Here is a 17,301-nt window from a genome sequence, read left to right as displayed (position 1 = left end):
CCCCCCATCTCCCCCCATCTCCCCCCATCTCCCGCCCCCCGCTCCTCTGCCCCCTTGCGCTTACACTTGACCTAAAGATGCTATCAGTCGGTCAATGTCAAAATGCTCTGCCATTAACTGAGTGATGCACTCTACCTTAATCGGTTCGTGCAGGCGCACACTGCCAAAGGCTCTGTCGATAATTTCCACTGTGGTCAGGGTATCCAAATCAACGGACAAAACGGGAATTTCCACCTCTTCTGCCCGGCTGAGAACCAGGGGAGAAGGGGGGAGCTGGCCGGTCAAAATCAAGCACTGGGTCGAGCTTTCCAAGGCTGCTAGCTGAATGTCCGTGCGATCGCCTCCCGTAACTACTGCCATATTTCTCGCTTTGCGGAAATATTTTAGAGCGGAACTGACGTTCATCGCGCCAATAGAAAGACATTCCACCATCAAGTCCAAACGGTCGGAACGACAAAGTACGTCGGCTTTCAACTGCCGCACCAGTTCGTTAACGCTGACACTATGGAGCAAAGCACTTCTGGGAAGTATTCCCAATACAGGAATGCCTTGGCCTTCCAAAAATGGTCGCACCATTCCTGTAACTACTTCTAGCTGTTCAGAGGGAACATCGTTAACTACAATGCCAACTAAGCGATCGCCTAAGCGCCGTTTAGCCGAGAGTAGAGCATCGACAAATTGGGAAATTGGCCTTACCACCAGCAGCACAGAGGCATCAACTGTCTCAGCCACTTGAGGTATCGATAAGTCAAATAGACTACCCTCTTCCAAATTACCTGGCCCCTCTAACAGCACCAAGCCAGGGGCTTGCGCTTGCGCGTGGCGAGCTAGAGACTGGCGATAATCAGTTCGATCTTCGCCCCGTAGCCGTTTGTGAATCGTAACCTCGTCCAGCGACAGCAGAGTTGGCTGCAACTGGCTTTCTGAAAGCTTCAACGTCTGGGCCACGAATCGCACATCTTCGTCTGCCCCATCAGCGCGATCGTCGCGGAAATAAGTTGCTAGGAGTTTGCCATAGCCGATAGCTTGTCCTTTTGCTTGGAACTGACAAGCCATTCCCAACGCGATCGCAGACTTACCGCTATAAGCTTCAGTCGATCCAATCAGCAAATAATTGGCGGATTTCGCCACGCCCTCACTCCTCAATTTCGACCTGTAAATTTGGACAAATTCATTTTTCTACCGAAATTCGCAACTAACAGCCAGATTTCGCCCTATAATCACGCACAAAGTTTGACAATTGCACGGATAGAGCCTTCTAACAATTGTTTTGGTGGCTAGTTTGAATTTCTTGTTTTTAGACAAGAATTACATATTTGACACTCTCACCCCGCTTAGGCTTCGCCGTGAGCTCTGCCGAACTGGATGGGATTCTTGAGGGCTAGGCGAACCTAACACACAATGGCGTAAGCCTTAAAGCCTTTAGACACTTGCTCGAATTCGAGGTTGTGCTTACTTATTGTTTGTGGTTGGTGGTAGGCATTTGCTTCCCAAGCTCCAATTTATGATACACCACTTTGATTGAGGGGGGGCATAGAGAAGGATAAATCATTAAAGAACGGGGAGGCTGGGGAGGAGAGAGAGAGGGAGATAGCGAGGATCGGGGAGAGAGAAAAATTTACTTGGTTAGGATTTACTTTTGAGGATTTAAGCAGGCTTGTGCAGTAACGCAGATCGGAAAAATGGTTTATTGACGGTTTTTGTACGCGGCATTACAGATATTTTTGCGTAATTTCTGACCTTGTAAAGCTGTAGCAAAAGTAAAAGATTGCTTCACTGCGTTTGTAATTACAAAAATTACCTTTTGCGTAAGTTCAGAAAAACTTAGGACTTACGTATGGGACTCCAGAAACCGGGTTTTTTACGAAAATACTTCGCCCGCACCCACAGATTCTCTAAAAAACCCGGTTTCTTTGGTGGGGTGCGTAAATCCTAGATATCAAAACTTCGCTAGGTTGCGATCGCAATATAGCAATCTCCCCGATCTCCCCGATCTCCCCCATCCTCACTCATCTCCTAATCCAACTTAATCATCAAGGCGCATCAGCTTGCGGTAAAATCCTTTAGAAAAATCCACTGTACGAGTGCGCTGAAAAGTCAGCAGTACATCAATTAAGAAATTGACAAACTCCGAACTTTGCAGAGTGACTTCATAACTAAGCTCGGCATTGCCATCAAACAGTACGCGGCAGCGAGTCAAGTCAATTGGCAGTGAGGAGACATTCCAACTAGCAACAAAGGGAATATCCTCGCCCCCATCAATTTTCCGCGCTCCTTCTAAACTTTTGAGCTTGTAGAGGCTAATAGCTAAAGGTAAAAATCTGCGCCTCGTTTCCTGGCAGAAGGGCGCGTAGACTTTGGCCTCTTTCTCATCGGCTGGCTTCAGTTGAGGAATAGACATAATCAGGATCTCCAGAGAATTAATCTCAATTTGGATGGGAAACTCCACAACCCAACTATACTAGGGATTCGCAGGCTAAACTTGCCAACAACCAGTAGAGCTAAAAGCCTACAAACTGATAAAGTGAATACTTGTCCCTAAAAATCTGAACCTATTGGTGGTTGAATCTTGTTACCTATGCAGGAGAGTTCTTGGCCAGACAGCGATTCCATAAGCGAACTTAGCTTAGATATCCCTGAGTTAGCTCAGGAGGAACAGGGTATGGTAGATGATTGGCGGAGTCAGGGAATTTTCCCCTCTCCCGCCATCCCCCTCTCTTCATCTTCCAATGTTCCCTTTTCGCCTTCTTTCCCTCAAACCTTATACCGAGGGCGCAGGGGCAAAGCGGCTGTAGCTTTGACCATAATCTGGGGTGGTACGATTACTCTCCACTTAGTCTCTTGGGGCTCGTGGTTAGTTTGGGGTTTGACAGGCTTGTTATGGATTCACGCCTGTAGGGTTTTGTTTGCTAAGCCCCAATCTATACCGGAGCCTTTGAGTGCCGAGAGTGAGGAAGATCGGGAGAATTGGCCTTATGTCTCGCTGCTGGTAGCTGCTAAAAATGAGGAGGCGGTGATTAGCGATCTGGTCAAGACGATCTGCAATATAGACTATCCGACTAGCCGATATGAGCTCTGGGTGATTGACGATTACAGCACGGACAAAACTCCAGAGGTGTTGGAAAAGTTGGTTGAAGAGTACGCTCAGTTGCGTGTCTTTCGCCGAGGGTCAGATGCTAGTGGGGGTAAGTCGGGAGCGCTCAATCAAGTGTTACCGATGACTAAGGGGGAAATATTGGCGGTGTTTGATGCTGATGCGATCGTGACTTCGGATCTGCTGAGGCGGGTGTTGCCGATGTTTGAGCGATCGCAGGTGGGAGCGGTACAGGTGCGAAAAGCGATCGCGAATGCTCCCCTAAATTTTTGGACTCGCGGCCAAGAGTCGGAGATGGCTCTCGATAGTTTTTTCCAACAGCAGCGGACTGCTATAGGTGGGATTGGAGAATTGCGGGGTAATGGTCAGTTTGTCCGACGCAGTGCTCTGGAGGGCTGCGGGGGCTGGAATGAGGAGACTATTACTGATGATTTGGATTTAACAATTCGACTACATTTAGACAAGTGGGATATTGAATTTTTAGCTTTTCCGGCTGTGCTGGAAGAAGGTGTTACTAATGCTTTGGCTTTATGGCATCAACGGAACCGCTGGGCAGAAGGTGGCTATCAACGTTATCTGGATTACTGGCGATTGATTGTTCGCAACCGGATGGGAACTGGGAAAACTTGGGATTTATTTGGGTTTTGGGTAACGCAATATCTTTTACCTACTGTGGCGTTGCCTGATACTTTGATGTCGATTGTTCTGCGCCGCTTGCCGATAACTAGCCCTCTAACTGTGATGACGGTTACTCTATCTTTGGTAGGAATGTTTATAGGGCTGCGCCGTACTCGCAGGCAGACGAAATTTGCTGTTTCTAATGTTTTTGTTACTTTACTACAAACCCTGCGCGGTACGCTGTATATGTTGCACTGGTTGGTAGTTGTCGGCAGCGTGACGGCAAGGATTTCGGTACGACCGAAGCAGCTAAAATGGGTTAAAACTATTCATCAAGGTAGTGATATTGGTAATGGGTAATTGGTAATTGGTAATTGGTAATTGGTAATTGGTGATCGGTAATTGGTAATTGATGAGTTATTGGTAATTAATTCAAAACTCATGCAGGACTTACGGAGGAAGCAAAAAAAATTAATGGTTGCGATTAATTTGAGCTTGTTGAACTATACTTAGCAAAGGTGCTACACTTAGTTGACACTGACAAATTGTTTCTTTTGGCTTAAGTTTTGACTCGAAATAATTGCAAATTACAATTACTTTTTCCCAAGTAGGCAACACATTCTGTAACTGATATTACCAATTAATTACCCATTACCCATTACCAATTATGAACACGGATTTTACCGATTACACGGATTACACGGATTAGTTAGAGTCACGCTCGTTTAGTCTGTGAAATCAGAGGAATCTGTAAAATCTGTGTATCCCAATTACCAATTACCAATTACCAATTACCAATTACCAATTACCAATTACCAATTACCAATAATGGATTTATTAGAATATCAAGCTAAAGCGTTATTTCGGGAGATGGCGATTCCTGTATTGCCATCGCAACGGATTGATTACCCAACAGACTTAAAGGGGCTAAAAATTCCCTATCCTGTTGTACTGAAGTCTCAGGTACGAGCAGGTGGTAGGGGCCGGGCGGGGGGCATCAAGTTTGTGGAAAATACGATTGATGCGGTGGCGGCGGCTCAGACAATTTTTAATTTGCCGATTATGGATGAGTACCCAGAAGTGCTGCTGGCTGAGGCAAAGTATGATGCTGACCAAGAATTATACCTGGCTGTGCTTTTAGATCCTGTTGCTCGTCGGCCGGTACTTCTGGGTTCTAAACAAGGTGGAATTAATGTAGAGGCGGCGATCGCTCAAATGCAGCAGGTGATTGTAGACCAAGATTTTTCGCCTTTCTATGCCAGACGCTTGACGCTCAAAATGGGATTGCAGGGAGGGCTGATTCAGTCGGTGAGCGCGATCGTGGAGAAGATGTACCAGTTGTTTGTTGAGAAAGATTTGGATTTGGTGGAAATTAATCCTCTGGGGATCAGCAGATCGGGTGAAGTGATGGCTCTAGATGGTAAAGTAACTGCTAATGATGAGGCTCTGGGACGGCATCTAGACTTGGCGGGATTGGTGGGTAAGAAACAGTTTGGGAGTAGGGGAAATATTGAGCGGGGGAGTGGGGCGAGAGCATCGGGGGAAGTTTCCCACTCCTCAGTCTCTGGGTTACGAAGATATGACTCGAATGTGGGGCGATCGCCTCTTGATGCTAACTCCAATCCGCAGCAGCCAATTTCCCATTCTCAACTAAATTTGGTGGAACTTGAAGGCAATATTGGGATTTTGTGCAATGGAATTGGTCTGACAATGGCTACGCTGGATGCTGTAACTCATGCTAAGGGAAAGCCAGCTAATTTCTTGAATTTAGGTTCCTTTGAGCGCTATGAACTGACAGATACGCTGCGAGAGCGGTTGGAAAGGGGTTTGGAGTTGGTGAGTCAGGATAAAAGCGTTAAGGTGGTACTGGTTAATATATTGGGCAGTGTGGCTGCTGGTGAGGAAATGACGTTGGCGATCGCGACCTATTTGGAACGAAAAGCCCGCGCTAACCGTAATCCGCAGATTGTACTGCGCTTAGTGGGCGATCAACTGGACACAACTAAAGAGCGTTTAGCGGGACTTTCACTGCAACTGGCAGAAAAGTTGGATGAGGCGGTAGCACAAGCTGTATCCTTGGCTAAGTAGTCACTGTTAACTTGTTAACTGTTAACTGTTAACTGTTAACTGTCAACTGTTATAGCAACCGCTTTCGTCGGTTAGGAAGTTCTGAATTCCTGAAACCATTGATTCTATAATTCCCTTCTTCCCCTAGCCCCTAGTCCCTAGCCCCTAGCCCCTTTTTTCCCCTAACCCCTAGCCCCTAAACTGTCAACTGGCATTCGCATGAATTTAACTCCACAGACCAAAGTCTTAGTGCAAGGGATTACAGAATCTCCCGCCTCAACTCAAGCTGCCTTGATGATGAAAGCCTACGGGACGAATGTAGTTGCGGGGGTGAGTCCGGGCCTGGGGGGGCAAGAGTTGCACGGAATTCCAGTTTTTGACCTTGTGGAACAAGCACTGTCTGCTTTTGGCAAGATTGACACTTCGGTAATTTTTGTACACCCTTATTCGGTGCTAGATGCGGCGTTAGAAGCGATCGCGGCTGGCATCCAACAGATCGTAATTGTCACAGAAGGCGTACCTCCCCTAGATATGGTGCGTTTAGTTAGAAAAGCAGAGGCAACGGAAACTCTGGTTGTCGGCCCAAATTGTCCGGGGATCATTGTGCCAGATAAGTTGTTGCTGGGCACGCATCCAAGTGAATTTTACACTCCAGGCCCGGTGGGACTAATTAGCCGTAGCAATACGCTAACTTATGAAATTGCCCTACAGCTTACTAATGCGAAGTTGGGACAGTCGATTGGGGTGAGTATTGGTAGCGATGTGATTGTTGGTTCGTCTTTTATGCAATGGCTGCAAATTTTAGATGAGGATGACAGTACGGATGCGATCGTGTTGGTAGGGGAAGTTGGTAGTGGGAGTGAAGAGGCGGCGGCTTCTTACATTGCTGAGGCGATCGATAAGCCTGTTATTGCTTACATTGCTGGTCGTTACGCGCCGAAGGGTCAACCTTTGGGTCATGCGGGTACTTTAATTAGTTCTCGTGCTGCTGTGCGGACAACAGAGGCAGGCACGGCGGAAAGTAAAATTGCGGCTTTTCAAGAGGCAAAAATACCTGTTGCTGAGCGAATTTCTCAGATTCCAGAATTGGTGAAAAAGGCTCTTAAGAAGAGTGGTTAATTGTTAGTTGTTAGTTGTTAGTTGTTAGTTGTGAATAACTTGTAAGGTGGGCGCTCGCCGCTTCCAGCTTATAACTCATAGCGATCGATGGTTGTCGGCGATCGCCCACCCTACGTTTAATTAATTACTGCTAGCGGGTAAAGAGGGACGAACTGCTAGCAGTGATTTAGAATTAGACTCACCAATTTTTCGCAACTGTCGGGTTAATTGCAGGCTCAAAAGTGCTAAAACGCTCCACTGACCGAGAATTGTCAGGAAAATGGCGGTTGTTGAGGCCTTTTGAATCGCGATCGCGGCCAATGGTGAAATCAGGAACCAATCAGGATTCTTCTCAAACGTAAAACCTAACGCTGCCATAGTTACCAGTGGTAAGATAATCACTGCACTAACTGCGGTAGCAGCCCAGATTTCTGGTTTGCGAGTTTTCATTAACAACGTGAGTTGCGCGATCGCAGCACAGATTAAAATCAAATTAGCAGTCAAGAAAAAAGTTAGGATAACTTGATTTTTTGAATATTGTTCCCAGGTGTTAAAAAGCGAATTATTTTGTTCAGGTAACAGCAACATCCAAGGTATCCAAATCGCAGCAGTAATAGCGATATTAATTGCGATCGCGACCAGTGCAGGACTTTTTTCACCTAAGATTAAATCCTGTACTGCAACTGGGAAAGCTGAAAAAATCGTTTTTATTCCTTTTTTCTCATTCTTCCTTTCTCCACGATACCGCGCCCAATCCTGTAAAGCTTGGCGATGAGGTAACAAAGCAGCAATTAAAATTAGAAAGTAACAAGGGAGCAAAAAGAACAAAAAGAACAAAAAGATATACTTTATACCTTCAATTAGGTAGGAGTCTGTTTGGATTACACCAAACCCTAACATCCAAAGATTGACACAAGTTACTAATAGATAACTTTGTGACTTACTGATGGTTGTAGCATTAGGATTGCGGAAGCGGCGGTTTAATAATTGCCAAATCCAGCAGGTTCCCAAACAGATACTTAGTAGGTAAAATAAACAAGCAATTCCTAAATTAGAACCGACTGGCAAATAATACCAGTTCAATGGTAAATTGATATCCCCTAGCACATCTCTATTTTCTGTTAATACAGCAATGAAGAAGTTAAGTAGTAGTAAGAGTGGATATGCCAATAGTAGGGATAAAATGGCTCCTGCCCAAGGTTGTGATGCTCCTAGCAGCGTGGATAAAAGTACCCCGCTGTAGAAGAAACTGCAAATAGCACCTACCATTAAATAAATTGTCAAAACAAAGCCAAAAGCCACACCTGCGCTAGTTGCAGTCCACAAATGTAGAGGTAATGCTAAGGCAATTGCGAAATAGAGCAAGACTGGAACTCCTAAAATTTTACCAATTAGAACGCTCTGACTTGGTTGCGGAGTCAATCGAATAAAATTGAGAGTGCCTCGGCGTTCTTCTTTCGCCATATCGCCGATGAGCATATAGGCACCACCTAAGACTAAGATAATTGGCAAAATCCAGTTGAGACTTTGGAATATATTGAACCATTCCTGGGAGTTAATTTCCCAAGAGTCAGTATCAGTATAAGATGGGGCTGAAATTATGGCTACTAGGAGAGACTGACATAGTATAGAGATAGAAGCTGCAATCGTGACATTGCGAAAATTAAATCTGCCTTTGAGTTCTCGAAATAGCTGAGGATTCCAGTTGCCGATTGTTTCAAGGGTTAATAGCATTGACATTTTCTCCAGAATCAAGTAAAGTGCGCTATTCAATTAAGAATTAAAAATGAAGAATCATCCCATTTTTAATTCTTAATTTCTTAACTTTTTAGCAATGCTTTAGATGCCGATTCCCCAGCTTTTTTGAGTTGCCGAGTCAGTTGGAAGTTGAGGAAACCAAAGAAAGCAAATTGCGCTAGGAGTGTGCTAACTATGACATTTATCGATGCGTATCTGATGGCATCTAAGGCAAACGGTGTTAGCAGCCACAAACCACCTCCATTTTCTCCCGGATTAATGGATAGAACTCCTAAAATCATCGGGGGTAAGATAATTCCTGCTGCGACTGTACCTCCTGCCCACAGCGATCTTTTGGAAGTTTTCATTAACAGCATGAGCTGGGCTATAGTAGCGCAGATTAACATGAAACTGAGAGTGTAAAGCAAACCTAAGATAATTTGATTGCGATCTCCTGTTTCAGCAAAAATTAGAGTTGCAGGAACAAATAGAGCAGCTACAATCAATAAGTTAACAGCGATAGCAACTACAGCCGGACTCTTTTCTCCCCAAATTAAATCGCGGATTAGAGAATACTTAACTCCTGTTTTTAAGCGTTCTTGACGATATCGCGCCCAATCTTGCAAAGTTTGTCGATGTGGAGAGAGAGCGGCGATTAAGCCAGAGAATACTAACACGATCCCGAAGCCGATAAAATATAACTGGGATATGGTACTAGAGGATTGTAAAATCAATCCTAGATTCAAGATGGTTAAGTAAGCTATCAGTAGATAACTCTGTTTTTTACTAAGAGCAGTGGCATTAGGATTGCGAAAGTAACGCTTTAAAGCTTGCCAAATTAATGCTGTCCAAAGACCATAATTTAATAAGAGAAAGCAGGCTGTACTAGGAGCTGTTTCACCGACAGGTAGATAAAACCATTGCCAATCTTTTAACTGAGAAAGTTGATAGCTGGCATCGCTGTTACCAAAAATTCGCTGAGTTTTGAGAAAAGTCTCAGGAATTAGATGGGGGAGGATAGTGGAAGGAGAAAATAAATTCAGTAAATCCCAGCCATCTTTGGTAATATTTTTGTAACTCAATATCCAGGAAAACAAGAAGACTATCATAGTTCCTAACCAAGGCTGGAAACCTCCCAGCCAGGAACTTACTAGGCCAAATAATAAGGCGGCACTGTAGATAAAAATACTAGCGGCAATGACTAATCCTTCAAAGGTCAAGATTAAAGAAAGGGGAATTTTGGCATTTATTCCTGACCACAAATGTAGAGGGAGGGCTAAAGCGGCTGCTAGATAAAGTAAACTGGGAACTCCTAAGAGTTTGCCCAGAAAAATACTCTGGGTAGACTGAGGACTAAGGCGGATAAAGTTAAGTGTTCCCCGTTTTTCTTCCCTTTCTAAGTCACCGATTAGCATGAAGGTTCCGGCAGTTAGTAAGGCAAATATACCCAGAAAACTAAGCCAGATAAATATATCTAACCACCACTGTTGCCAGTCGATTACAAAGTTACCATTGAGTATGAAGCAGCTAGCCCCGCTGTAGCTTGACTTATTATTACCCGTGCAGTAGCGATTGACGTAGTATTTATCAAGTGGATTTAATACTGGTAGCTGAGTGAAGTGATACATCAGCAAAAGCAGTTGCCCAAATAGAGAAATACCTGTTGCGAGGACGATATTTCGAGTTTTGAATCTACCTTTGATTTCTCGAAATAGCTGAGGATTCCAGTCACCAATTTTTTGAATCTGTGTACTTAGCATTAGATTTTTCTCCAAGTTAAAAAGATGAAAATGATAACCCTGATTTTTTCCTTCTTCCTTCTTCCTTCTTCCTTCATTAAGATGCTTGCTGGTGTCCCATCTTAAGGAAAATGGTTTCTAGGTCTTCTTGGGTGCAGTTGAATTCTGTTAGGGGAATATTGGCAGAGACAAGCGATCGCAACAAGTTTGCAGCATCTTCTCGATTGCCGGAAAAGTGTACGCGGACTTGTTGAGTTTCCGGTACTATTTCCCAACTTTCAACCCAAGGATGGTTTTTCAGTTCAGATGTCAGCACATCTAGTTTACCCAAAGTAGAGAGGAAAATTTGCTGGCGGCTAAGGCGTTTGTAAAGTTCTTCTAAAGGAGCACTTTCGACTAAATATCCGAGTTCCATGATGCCGACTGAGGTGCAGAGTTCTGCTAAGTCGCTGAGGACGTGGGAGGAGATAATTATAGTCATGCCAGCTTCTTGTAAGGCTTTAATTATTTCGCGGAATTGCATTCTAGCGATGGGGTCTAAGCCGGAAACTGGTTCATCTAGGAGTAGTAAAAGTGGCTCATGAATGATGGTTCTAGCTAAGCTGAGACGCTGTTTCATGCCTCGCGACAGGGTGGAAATAATGCTGTTACGTTTGTTAGCTAGTTGGACGAGTTCTAGAACTGCATAAAGTCGTTCTCTTTTGCGAGGATTTCGGAGGTTATAAAGTCTGGCAAAGTAGTCTAAATAATCCCAAACTGTGAGGTCGTCGTAAAGGGGAAAGTCATCGGGTAAATAGCCGAGACGTTGTTTGAGAATGGGGTTGCTTTCATCACAGAGGAGGCGATCGCCATTGATATAAATTTCGCCAGCCGTTGGTTCTTCGGCGGTGGCTAACATTCGCAGGAGGGTAGTTTTACCTGCGCCGTTGGGCCCGATGAGTCCGTAAACTTCGCCGATCGCGATTTGCAAGTCGATGTCATTGACGGCGATATGGCGATCGAATTGCTTGGTAAGTCCGCGAGTGTCGATTGCGAGTTCTTTTGTCATGTTTCTGGGGTGACGGGGATGAAACTTGAGTTTTCGGAGGAAAATTTTTAGTTAAACGGATGGTAGGCAAAACCATTCTCAGCTTATATATCGCTAGAGACAGTTGCCAATTTTGCCCACTCTACAGCTAAGGTATGTCTGAGGTAGTGGGACTTATGCAGCCTGATGTTTGAGGTAGTAAATGCGAAAAAGGTAGTCAGCAGCTAGCCTAGCCTTTAGCTTCAGCGATCGCCAAGGGTATTACGGAAATTGAAACGAGAACAGGACGGATTGAATCTGTGGCTACACCAATAAAACCTGCTGGCGTTGGATGGAGAGGAGAGGCGATCGCTAGCCTTAAATTCAAACTGTTAGTTTACCTATGCTGATACAATTATAACCTGGCAAGAATTTCTCACCTTGCACAAAAATTTCTATCGACCTCAAATCTTCAATCTAAAATCTCCAATTGATATGACTCAGAACTACCGCATTACTCTTTTACCAGGCGACGGCATTGGCCCTGAAATTATGGCAGTGGCGGTAGATGTCCTCAAACTTGTTGGCCAACAATTAGACCTTAGCTTTGAATTCCAAGAAGCATTAATGGGCGGCGTTGCTATCGACGCAACGGGCAACCCGCTACCGGATGAAACTTTGGAAATGTGCCGCAATAGCGATGCGGTATTATTAGCAGCAATTGGCGGTTACAAGTGGGATAATCTACCTCGCCACCAACGCCCAGAAACAGGATTGTTAGGATTAAGAGCAGGTTTAGGGTTATTTGCTAACTTGCGTCCCGCCACAATTTTACCTCAATTAGTTGATGCTTCTAGCTTGAAGCGAGAAGTAGTCGAAGGGGTTGATATTATGGTCATCCGCGAACTTACTGGCGGGATTTATTTTGGTAAACCCAAGGGTATTTTTGAAACGGAAACTGGCGAGAAACGCGGCGTGAATACGATGGCTTATACAGAATCAGAAATAGATCGTATTGGGCGAGTCGGATTTGAAACTGCCATGAAACGCGGTAAAAAGTTATGTTCTGTTGATAAAGCTAATGTCTTAGATGTATCGCAATTGTGGCGCGATCGCATCACCGAACTAGCAAAAGAATATCCCGAAGTCGAACTTTCTCACCTCTACGTTGATAACGCTGCCATGCAGTTAATTCGGTGGCCAAAACAGTTCGATACTATCGTCACCAGCAACCTTTTCGGAGACATTCTCTCCGATGCTGCTGCCATGTTAACTGGTAGTATTGGAATGTTACCATCTGCCAGTTTAGGTGCATCTAGCCCCGGCGTATTTGAACCCGTTCACGGTTCTGCACCAGATATCGCCGGACAGGATAAAGCTAATCCTTTAGCACAAGTTTTAAGTGCCGCAATGATGCTTCGTTACGCCTTAAATCAGCCTACTGCTGCCGATAAAATTGAAAAAGCCGTAGTGCAAGTTTTAGAACAAGGCTATCGCACTGGCGATATTAAATCAGAAGGCATGAAACTGGTAGGTTGTCGGCAAATGGGAGAGGCTTTAATTACGGAATTGAAGAATAGTTTGTAACCAGATCTCTTAATACCATTGTCACAAACCTTTAGGGGCGGGTTCGCCAATAGCTGTTAAAGAATACCCAAAGACTAAAAAACCCGCCCCACCCCGCGAGGAAGTCATTGATTGCAACTCATCCATAAATTTGATACTTTATGTGGAATAACATTGCTACACGCATTACTGAAGTAACAGGAGAAAAGTTTAAGATAGATAACCGCCGTTCAGTTAGTGGCGGATGTATTAATCAAGGGTATCAAATCAGCGACAGTTCCCGCAGTTATTTTGTGAAATTAAATCAAGCATCACAAATAGCAATGTTTGAGGCAGAAATATTAGGATTGCAGCAAATGTGGGATACTCAGACAATTCTAGTTCCTCAACCTATTTGTTGCGGAACAGAGGGAAATTCTGCTTATATTGTGTTAGAATGGCTGGATTTAGGAGGGCGCGGTGATAATCAAGCTTGGGAAAAGATGGGGTGCAAATTAGCAGCGATGCACCAATACAATCCCTCTGATTCTACTTTATCAAGGGCTGGTTTTGGTTGGGATATTAATAATACAATTGGTTCAACGCCACAGATTAATACTTGGACGGAAAATTGGGCTGATTTTTGGGCAGAACATCGGATTGGTTATCAATTAAAATTGGCTAAACGTCGAGGCGGTCATTTTCCCCTTGGGGAACGTTTATTAGCAGCGATCCCCGATTTATTAGCCGACCATAAACCGCAACCTTCTCTAGTTCACGGCGATTTATGGGGAGGAAATGCAGGGGTAATATCTACAGGAGAACCCGTGATTTTCGATCCAGCATCCTATTGGGGAGATAGAGAAGTTGATATCGCGATGACAGAGTTATTTGGCGGCTTCTCGGCGGCGTTTTATCGTGGATATAATGATGTTTTGGCCTTAGAGGGAGGTTATGAGAGGAGGAAGATTCTATATAATCTCTATCACATTTTGAATCACTTTAATTTGTTTGGGGGGAGTTATGAGTCGCAAGCGAATCAGATGATTAATCAGTTGTTGCGGTAGAAGGTAGGATAATTTAAAATATTTAAAACTAGCCATAACTGGAAATTTTTACTTTCCTAATGCTTGTTGACATCGAGCTAAATAGATTTGAGCCACTGTATCTGGCCCAGTTTTTTGCAGACACTCTTCCAACAATTTTTCGGCTTCTTTAAACTCCTTTTGGTGACAAAAAATCAGAGCTTGTTCAAATTTGGTTTTAGTGGCAAATTTAGCATCTCTTAGTGGGGGAGAGTCCGCATCAAAAACTTCATAGACTCCAACTAATTCCACTTTACCCTTGACCTTAGCCTGACCAATAAAGCGGACAGAGTAAGCTTCAGGTTTTTGTAATTCAAAATAGGTGCAATCGCTAATCAGTAATGGTACACCATAGTGTTTCGTTAACTCTTCAATTCGGGCGGCTACATTCACCGTATCTCCGATGACAGTTCCATCCATCCGAGATTTTCCTCCCACTATTCCTAGCATTGATATTCCTGTATTAATTCCAATCCCAATCTTGATGGGTGGAAGATCGGGATTGTGATAAGTGATATTATATTCCGCGAGTGCTTGCAACATCGCAATTCCTGCATTGACTGCATGATCTACGTTACCATTGAATAAAGCCATAATCGCATCGCCAATATATTTATCAATAAATCCATTATTTTCCAAAATTACAGGTTCCATCCACGATAAATAGCTATTGATAAATTTAAAATTATCCTGGGGAGTCATTCTTTCAGATAAACTGGTGAAATCTCGAATATCCGAAAATAACACAGAAATCTCCTGTTGAATTTGATCGCCTAATTGGATATCAATAATACTAGATTTGTCTAATAACTGGAGAAACTGACGAGGAACAAAGCGTAAAAAAGACTCATTTAGTTCTTCCAAGATGCGCTCTTTCTTGTGTAGTTCAGCAATCAACTTAGATTGTTCAAGAGTTAACTGTTTTAACTCCTGGTTCATTCGCACAAATTGAGCATTTTTTTTAGCAATATTTCTATCTTGGTGATAGCTATATATTGCCTCTCTTACAGTTAATATCAGGTCTTCATTCTGCCAAGGTTTAGCAAGATAACGGTAGAGTTTTGCATACTTAACGGCATTAGCTACTGCTTCAATTGTTGCTTGACCTGTAAGCATCACTTTCAGAGTTTTGGGAGAAATATCGTGTACTCTTCTTAACAATTCATCTCCCTTCATCTCTGGCATCACATAGTCAGAAATAATCAGCGGAATTTCATAATTCTCTGCCATCAATTCCTTCAGTAGTTCTAACGCATCTTCACCCCCTTCAGCAATTTCAATGATATAGTCATTGCTCAAGGATTTTCTGAGTTCTGCTTTTAGACTTGTAAGGATAGTTAATTCATCATCAACGCAGATAATTACATTTTTAGTCATGGTTTTTCTAAACCAGATTTAATGGCTTCTATCAACTCTAATTCTGACCAAGGTTTAAATAAGCAGCGATAGAGATTGGCTGATTGCTGAGCGCGTTCTATGGCACTATCATCAGCTTGACCTGTGAGCATTATTTTTACAATTTTGGGAAACTTTTCATGGACGCGAGTTAGGAATTCATCACCCTTCATTCCTGGCATTAGCCAATCAGAAATAATCAAAAGAATACTAATATCTTCATCGTGCAATTCATCAATTAAATCTAGAGCATCATTGGCATCCTCGGCAATTTCATAACTATAAGCATCGCCAAAGGCTTTTCTGAGTTGTGCTTTGAGACTTTGCAACACAACTTTTTCGTCATCTACGCATAAAATGAATGGTTTAGACATGGTGGTAATGGATAATGGTTGATGTTTGATATTTAATTGAGATTAATCATAGGAAAAATCAGCCTATGATGGGAGATTCATGGGTAGAAAAACTGTGAAAGTAGTTTTTCCGGGAACGGATTCAGCTTCAATTGTTCCTTGATGTTTTTCCACAATTTTCTTAACTATATCCAATCCTAAACCGCTACCTTCTCCAGGTGCTTTGGTGGTAAAGAATGGCTCGAAGATGCGCGGAATAATTTCTGGTAAAATTCCCGAACCACTATCCGTAATACTAACTTTTGCTTGCTCTTCAACTTGGGTAACATCAATTGTTAGTGTACCGCGATTATCCATTGCTTGGATAGCATTATGGACAATATTTGTCCAAACTTGATTCAATTCATCGGGATAACAGTAAAAATGCGGTAAATCTATATAGTTACGAATGACAGTTACTCCTTGTTTTAAAGAATTTTGATACAGTGTTAAGACAGTATCAATGCCTTGAATTACACTAGCTTTGATACGCTTACCCGTCTCGTCGTAATGAGCATAAGTTTTTAAGGCAAACACAACTTTTGTTGCACGTTCCGTAGCAGTATAGATGATTTGGGTACTTCTTTGCAGCCCAGAAAGGTTGTAGGCAATTTCTAGAAGATTCCGGCTATCTGAACGTCTGAGTAAAGGAAAGAAGGGTACAATATCTTGATAGATTTCCATATCTATTAAAGTATCTGCGATTACATCAGAATTGCTAATTTTTTCATCTTCCATTTGTCTAATTAATTCTCGCTTTAGCTTCCGAGATTCTTTGAGAGAAACCGTTGAAATTTTGTGAATAGAGCGTTCTACTAAGGCAAAGAAAATTTCAAGTTCTTCTGGAGAAAAGGTGCGAATCATCGTCGGCAATTCTGCGAAGGTTTCAGCCAAATATTTAGACATATTGCCCACTGAAGAACGAATTGCACCTAGTGGGGTATTAACTTCATGGGCGATGCTAGCAACAAGTTGTCCTAATGTTGCCATTTTTTCAGATTGAATTAGTTCTTCTTGGGTAGCTCGTAGTTGTTTTAAAATCGCAGTCAATTCCTCATTTTTCTGTTGCAAAGTCTCATTATTTTGTTGAAGATGCTTTTGCAGAAAACGCATTTGACATTGGGTTTCAACGCGCGCTAATACTTCTTCGGCTTGAAAAGGTTTAGTAATGTAATCTACTCCACCCACAGCAAAAGCTTTGACTTTATCTAGCACTTCATTAATCGCACTGATAAAAATAACTGGAATGTCGCGAGTGACTTCATCGGCTTTAAGTTTTTGGCAGACTTCATAACCACTTATACCTGGCATCATGATATCCAGTAAAATCAGATCGATAGGAATATTTTGGGCAATAGATAAAGCTTGAAAGCCATCTCTTGCAGGTCTAATTCTGTATCCTCGATCTGCTAAAATTCCCGCTAAAAGACGCAAATTTTCTGGAATATCATCAACAACTAAAATATCAGCTTTTTCGGGCATCATCGAATGGTCATTCATGTTATTTAAGTAGAGTTTATGGCGA

14 protein-coding genes are annotated in these 17,301 nt (G+C 43.1%); 5 read left to right on the top strand and 9 right to left on the bottom strand.

Translation table 11 applies throughout. From position 1 onward, the window contains the following. Positions 1–60: 60 nt before the first annotated feature. A complete protein-coding gene (locus OSCI_RS23385; RefSeq protein WP_007357648.1) occupies positions 61–1,131 on the bottom strand; it encodes a phosphotransacetylase family protein in 1,071 nt (356 codons plus the stop codon). A gap of 895 nt (positions 1,132–2,026) precedes the next feature. After that, positions 2,027–2,401 carry a type IV pilus biogenesis protein EbsA gene (gene ebsA / locus OSCI_RS23380; protein ID WP_007357646.1) on the bottom strand — a complete coding sequence of 125 codons (375 nt, stop codon included), beginning with the start codon at positions 2,399–2,401 and terminating at the stop codon, positions 2,027–2,029. Positions 2,402–2,578: 177 nt separating this feature from the next. On the opposite strand from ebsA, the gene OSCI_RS23375 reads away from it, so the two are divergent. The 3 genes from OSCI_RS23375 (at position 2,579) to OSCI_RS23365 (ending at position 6,898) form a co-directional block, all read left to right on the top strand. Further along, on the top strand, positions 2,579–4,072 hold the full coding sequence (locus OSCI_RS23375) for a glycosyltransferase (protein WP_007357645.1): 1,494 nt from the start codon (positions 2,579–2,581) through the stop codon (positions 4,070–4,072). A 468-nt stretch (positions 4,073–4,540) separates the two neighbouring features. Further along, positions 4,541–5,800, top strand: coding sequence for an ATP-grasp domain-containing protein (locus tag OSCI_RS23370; RefSeq protein WP_007357643.1), 1,260 nt, complete (start codon positions 4,541–4,543; stop codon positions 5,798–5,800). Between the two features lie 198 nt (positions 5,801–5,998). After that, complete coding sequence (locus OSCI_RS23365; RefSeq protein WP_007357642.1) at positions 5,999–6,898, top strand: succinate--CoA ligase subunit alpha; 900 nt, start codon at positions 5,999–6,001, stop codon at positions 6,896–6,898. A gap of 120 nt (positions 6,899–7,018) precedes the next feature. Here the strand turns inward: OSCI_RS23365 and OSCI_RS23360 are convergent, their stop codons facing one another. The 4 genes from OSCI_RS23360 to OSCI_RS30330 all read right to left on the bottom strand — a co-directional run bounded on the left by OSCI_RS23360 (position 7,019) and on the right by OSCI_RS30330 (position 11,747). Next, positions 7,019–8,611, bottom strand: coding sequence for a hypothetical protein (locus OSCI_RS23360; RefSeq protein ID WP_007357641.1), 1,593 nt, complete (start codon positions 8,609–8,611; stop codon positions 7,019–7,021). Positions 8,612–8,697: 86 nt separating this feature from the next. Continuing rightward, positions 8,698–10,374 (bottom strand): hypothetical protein, encoded by a 1,677-nt coding sequence (locus OSCI_RS23355; RefSeq protein ID WP_007357640.1) that lies wholly within the window; start codon positions 10,372–10,374, stop codon positions 8,698–8,700. A 76-nt stretch (positions 10,375–10,450) separates the two neighbouring features. Next, positions 10,451–11,401 carry an ABC transporter ATP-binding protein gene (locus OSCI_RS23350; protein WP_007357639.1) on the bottom strand — a complete coding sequence of 317 codons (951 nt, stop codon included), beginning with the start codon at positions 11,399–11,401 and terminating at the stop codon, positions 10,451–10,453. Positions 11,402–11,609: 208 nt separating this feature from the next. Continuing rightward, a complete protein-coding gene (locus tag OSCI_RS30330) occupies positions 11,610–11,747 on the bottom strand; it encodes a hypothetical protein (RefSeq protein ID WP_155523413.1) in 138 nt (45 codons plus the stop codon). Between the two features lie 107 nt (positions 11,748–11,854). Here OSCI_RS30330 and leuB point away from each other — a divergent pair, with 107 nt between their 5' ends. Both leuB and OSCI_RS23340 read left to right on the top strand, forming a co-directional pair. After that, a complete protein-coding gene (gene leuB / locus OSCI_RS23345; protein ID WP_007357638.1) occupies positions 11,855–12,946 on the top strand; it encodes a 3-isopropylmalate dehydrogenase in 1,092 nt (363 codons plus the stop codon). A gap of 140 nt (positions 12,947–13,086) precedes the next feature. After that, positions 13,087–13,971, top strand: coding sequence for a fructosamine kinase family protein (locus OSCI_RS23340; protein WP_007357637.1), 885 nt, complete (start codon positions 13,087–13,089; stop codon positions 13,969–13,971). A gap of 48 nt (positions 13,972–14,019) precedes the next feature. On the opposite strand, the gene OSCI_RS23335 is transcribed toward OSCI_RS23340, so the two are convergent. From OSCI_RS23335 to OSCI_RS23325, 3 genes are all read right to left on the bottom strand, one after another. Beyond that, the gene (locus OSCI_RS23335) at positions 14,020–15,366 is read right to left on the bottom strand and encodes an adenylate/guanylate cyclase domain-containing protein (RefSeq protein ID WP_007357636.1); all 1,347 of its coding nucleotides are present in this window, start codon (positions 15,364–15,366) and stop codon (positions 14,020–14,022) included. After that, the gene (locus tag OSCI_RS23330; protein WP_007357635.1) at positions 15,363–15,758 is read right to left on the bottom strand and encodes a response regulator; all 396 of its coding nucleotides are present in this window, start codon (positions 15,756–15,758) and stop codon (positions 15,363–15,365) included. Before OSCI_RS23330 ends, OSCI_RS23335 begins: the two co-directional genes overlap by 4 nt. 63 nt (positions 15,759–15,821) lie before the next feature. Then, the gene (locus OSCI_RS23325) at positions 15,822–17,276 is read right to left on the bottom strand and encodes a sensor histidine kinase (protein WP_007357634.1); all 1,455 of its coding nucleotides are present in this window, start codon (positions 17,274–17,276) and stop codon (positions 15,822–15,824) included. Positions 17,277–17,301: the final 25 nt, after the last annotated feature.

Source organism: Kamptonema sp. PCC 6506, assembly GCF_000180455.1.
Classification (GTDB): domain Bacteria; phylum Cyanobacteriota; class Cyanobacteriia; order Cyanobacteriales; family Microcoleaceae; genus Kamptonema; species Kamptonema formosum.
The sequence above is the reverse complement of the archived record's forward strand: the minus strand, read 5'-3'. Positions and strand labels throughout refer to the sequence as shown.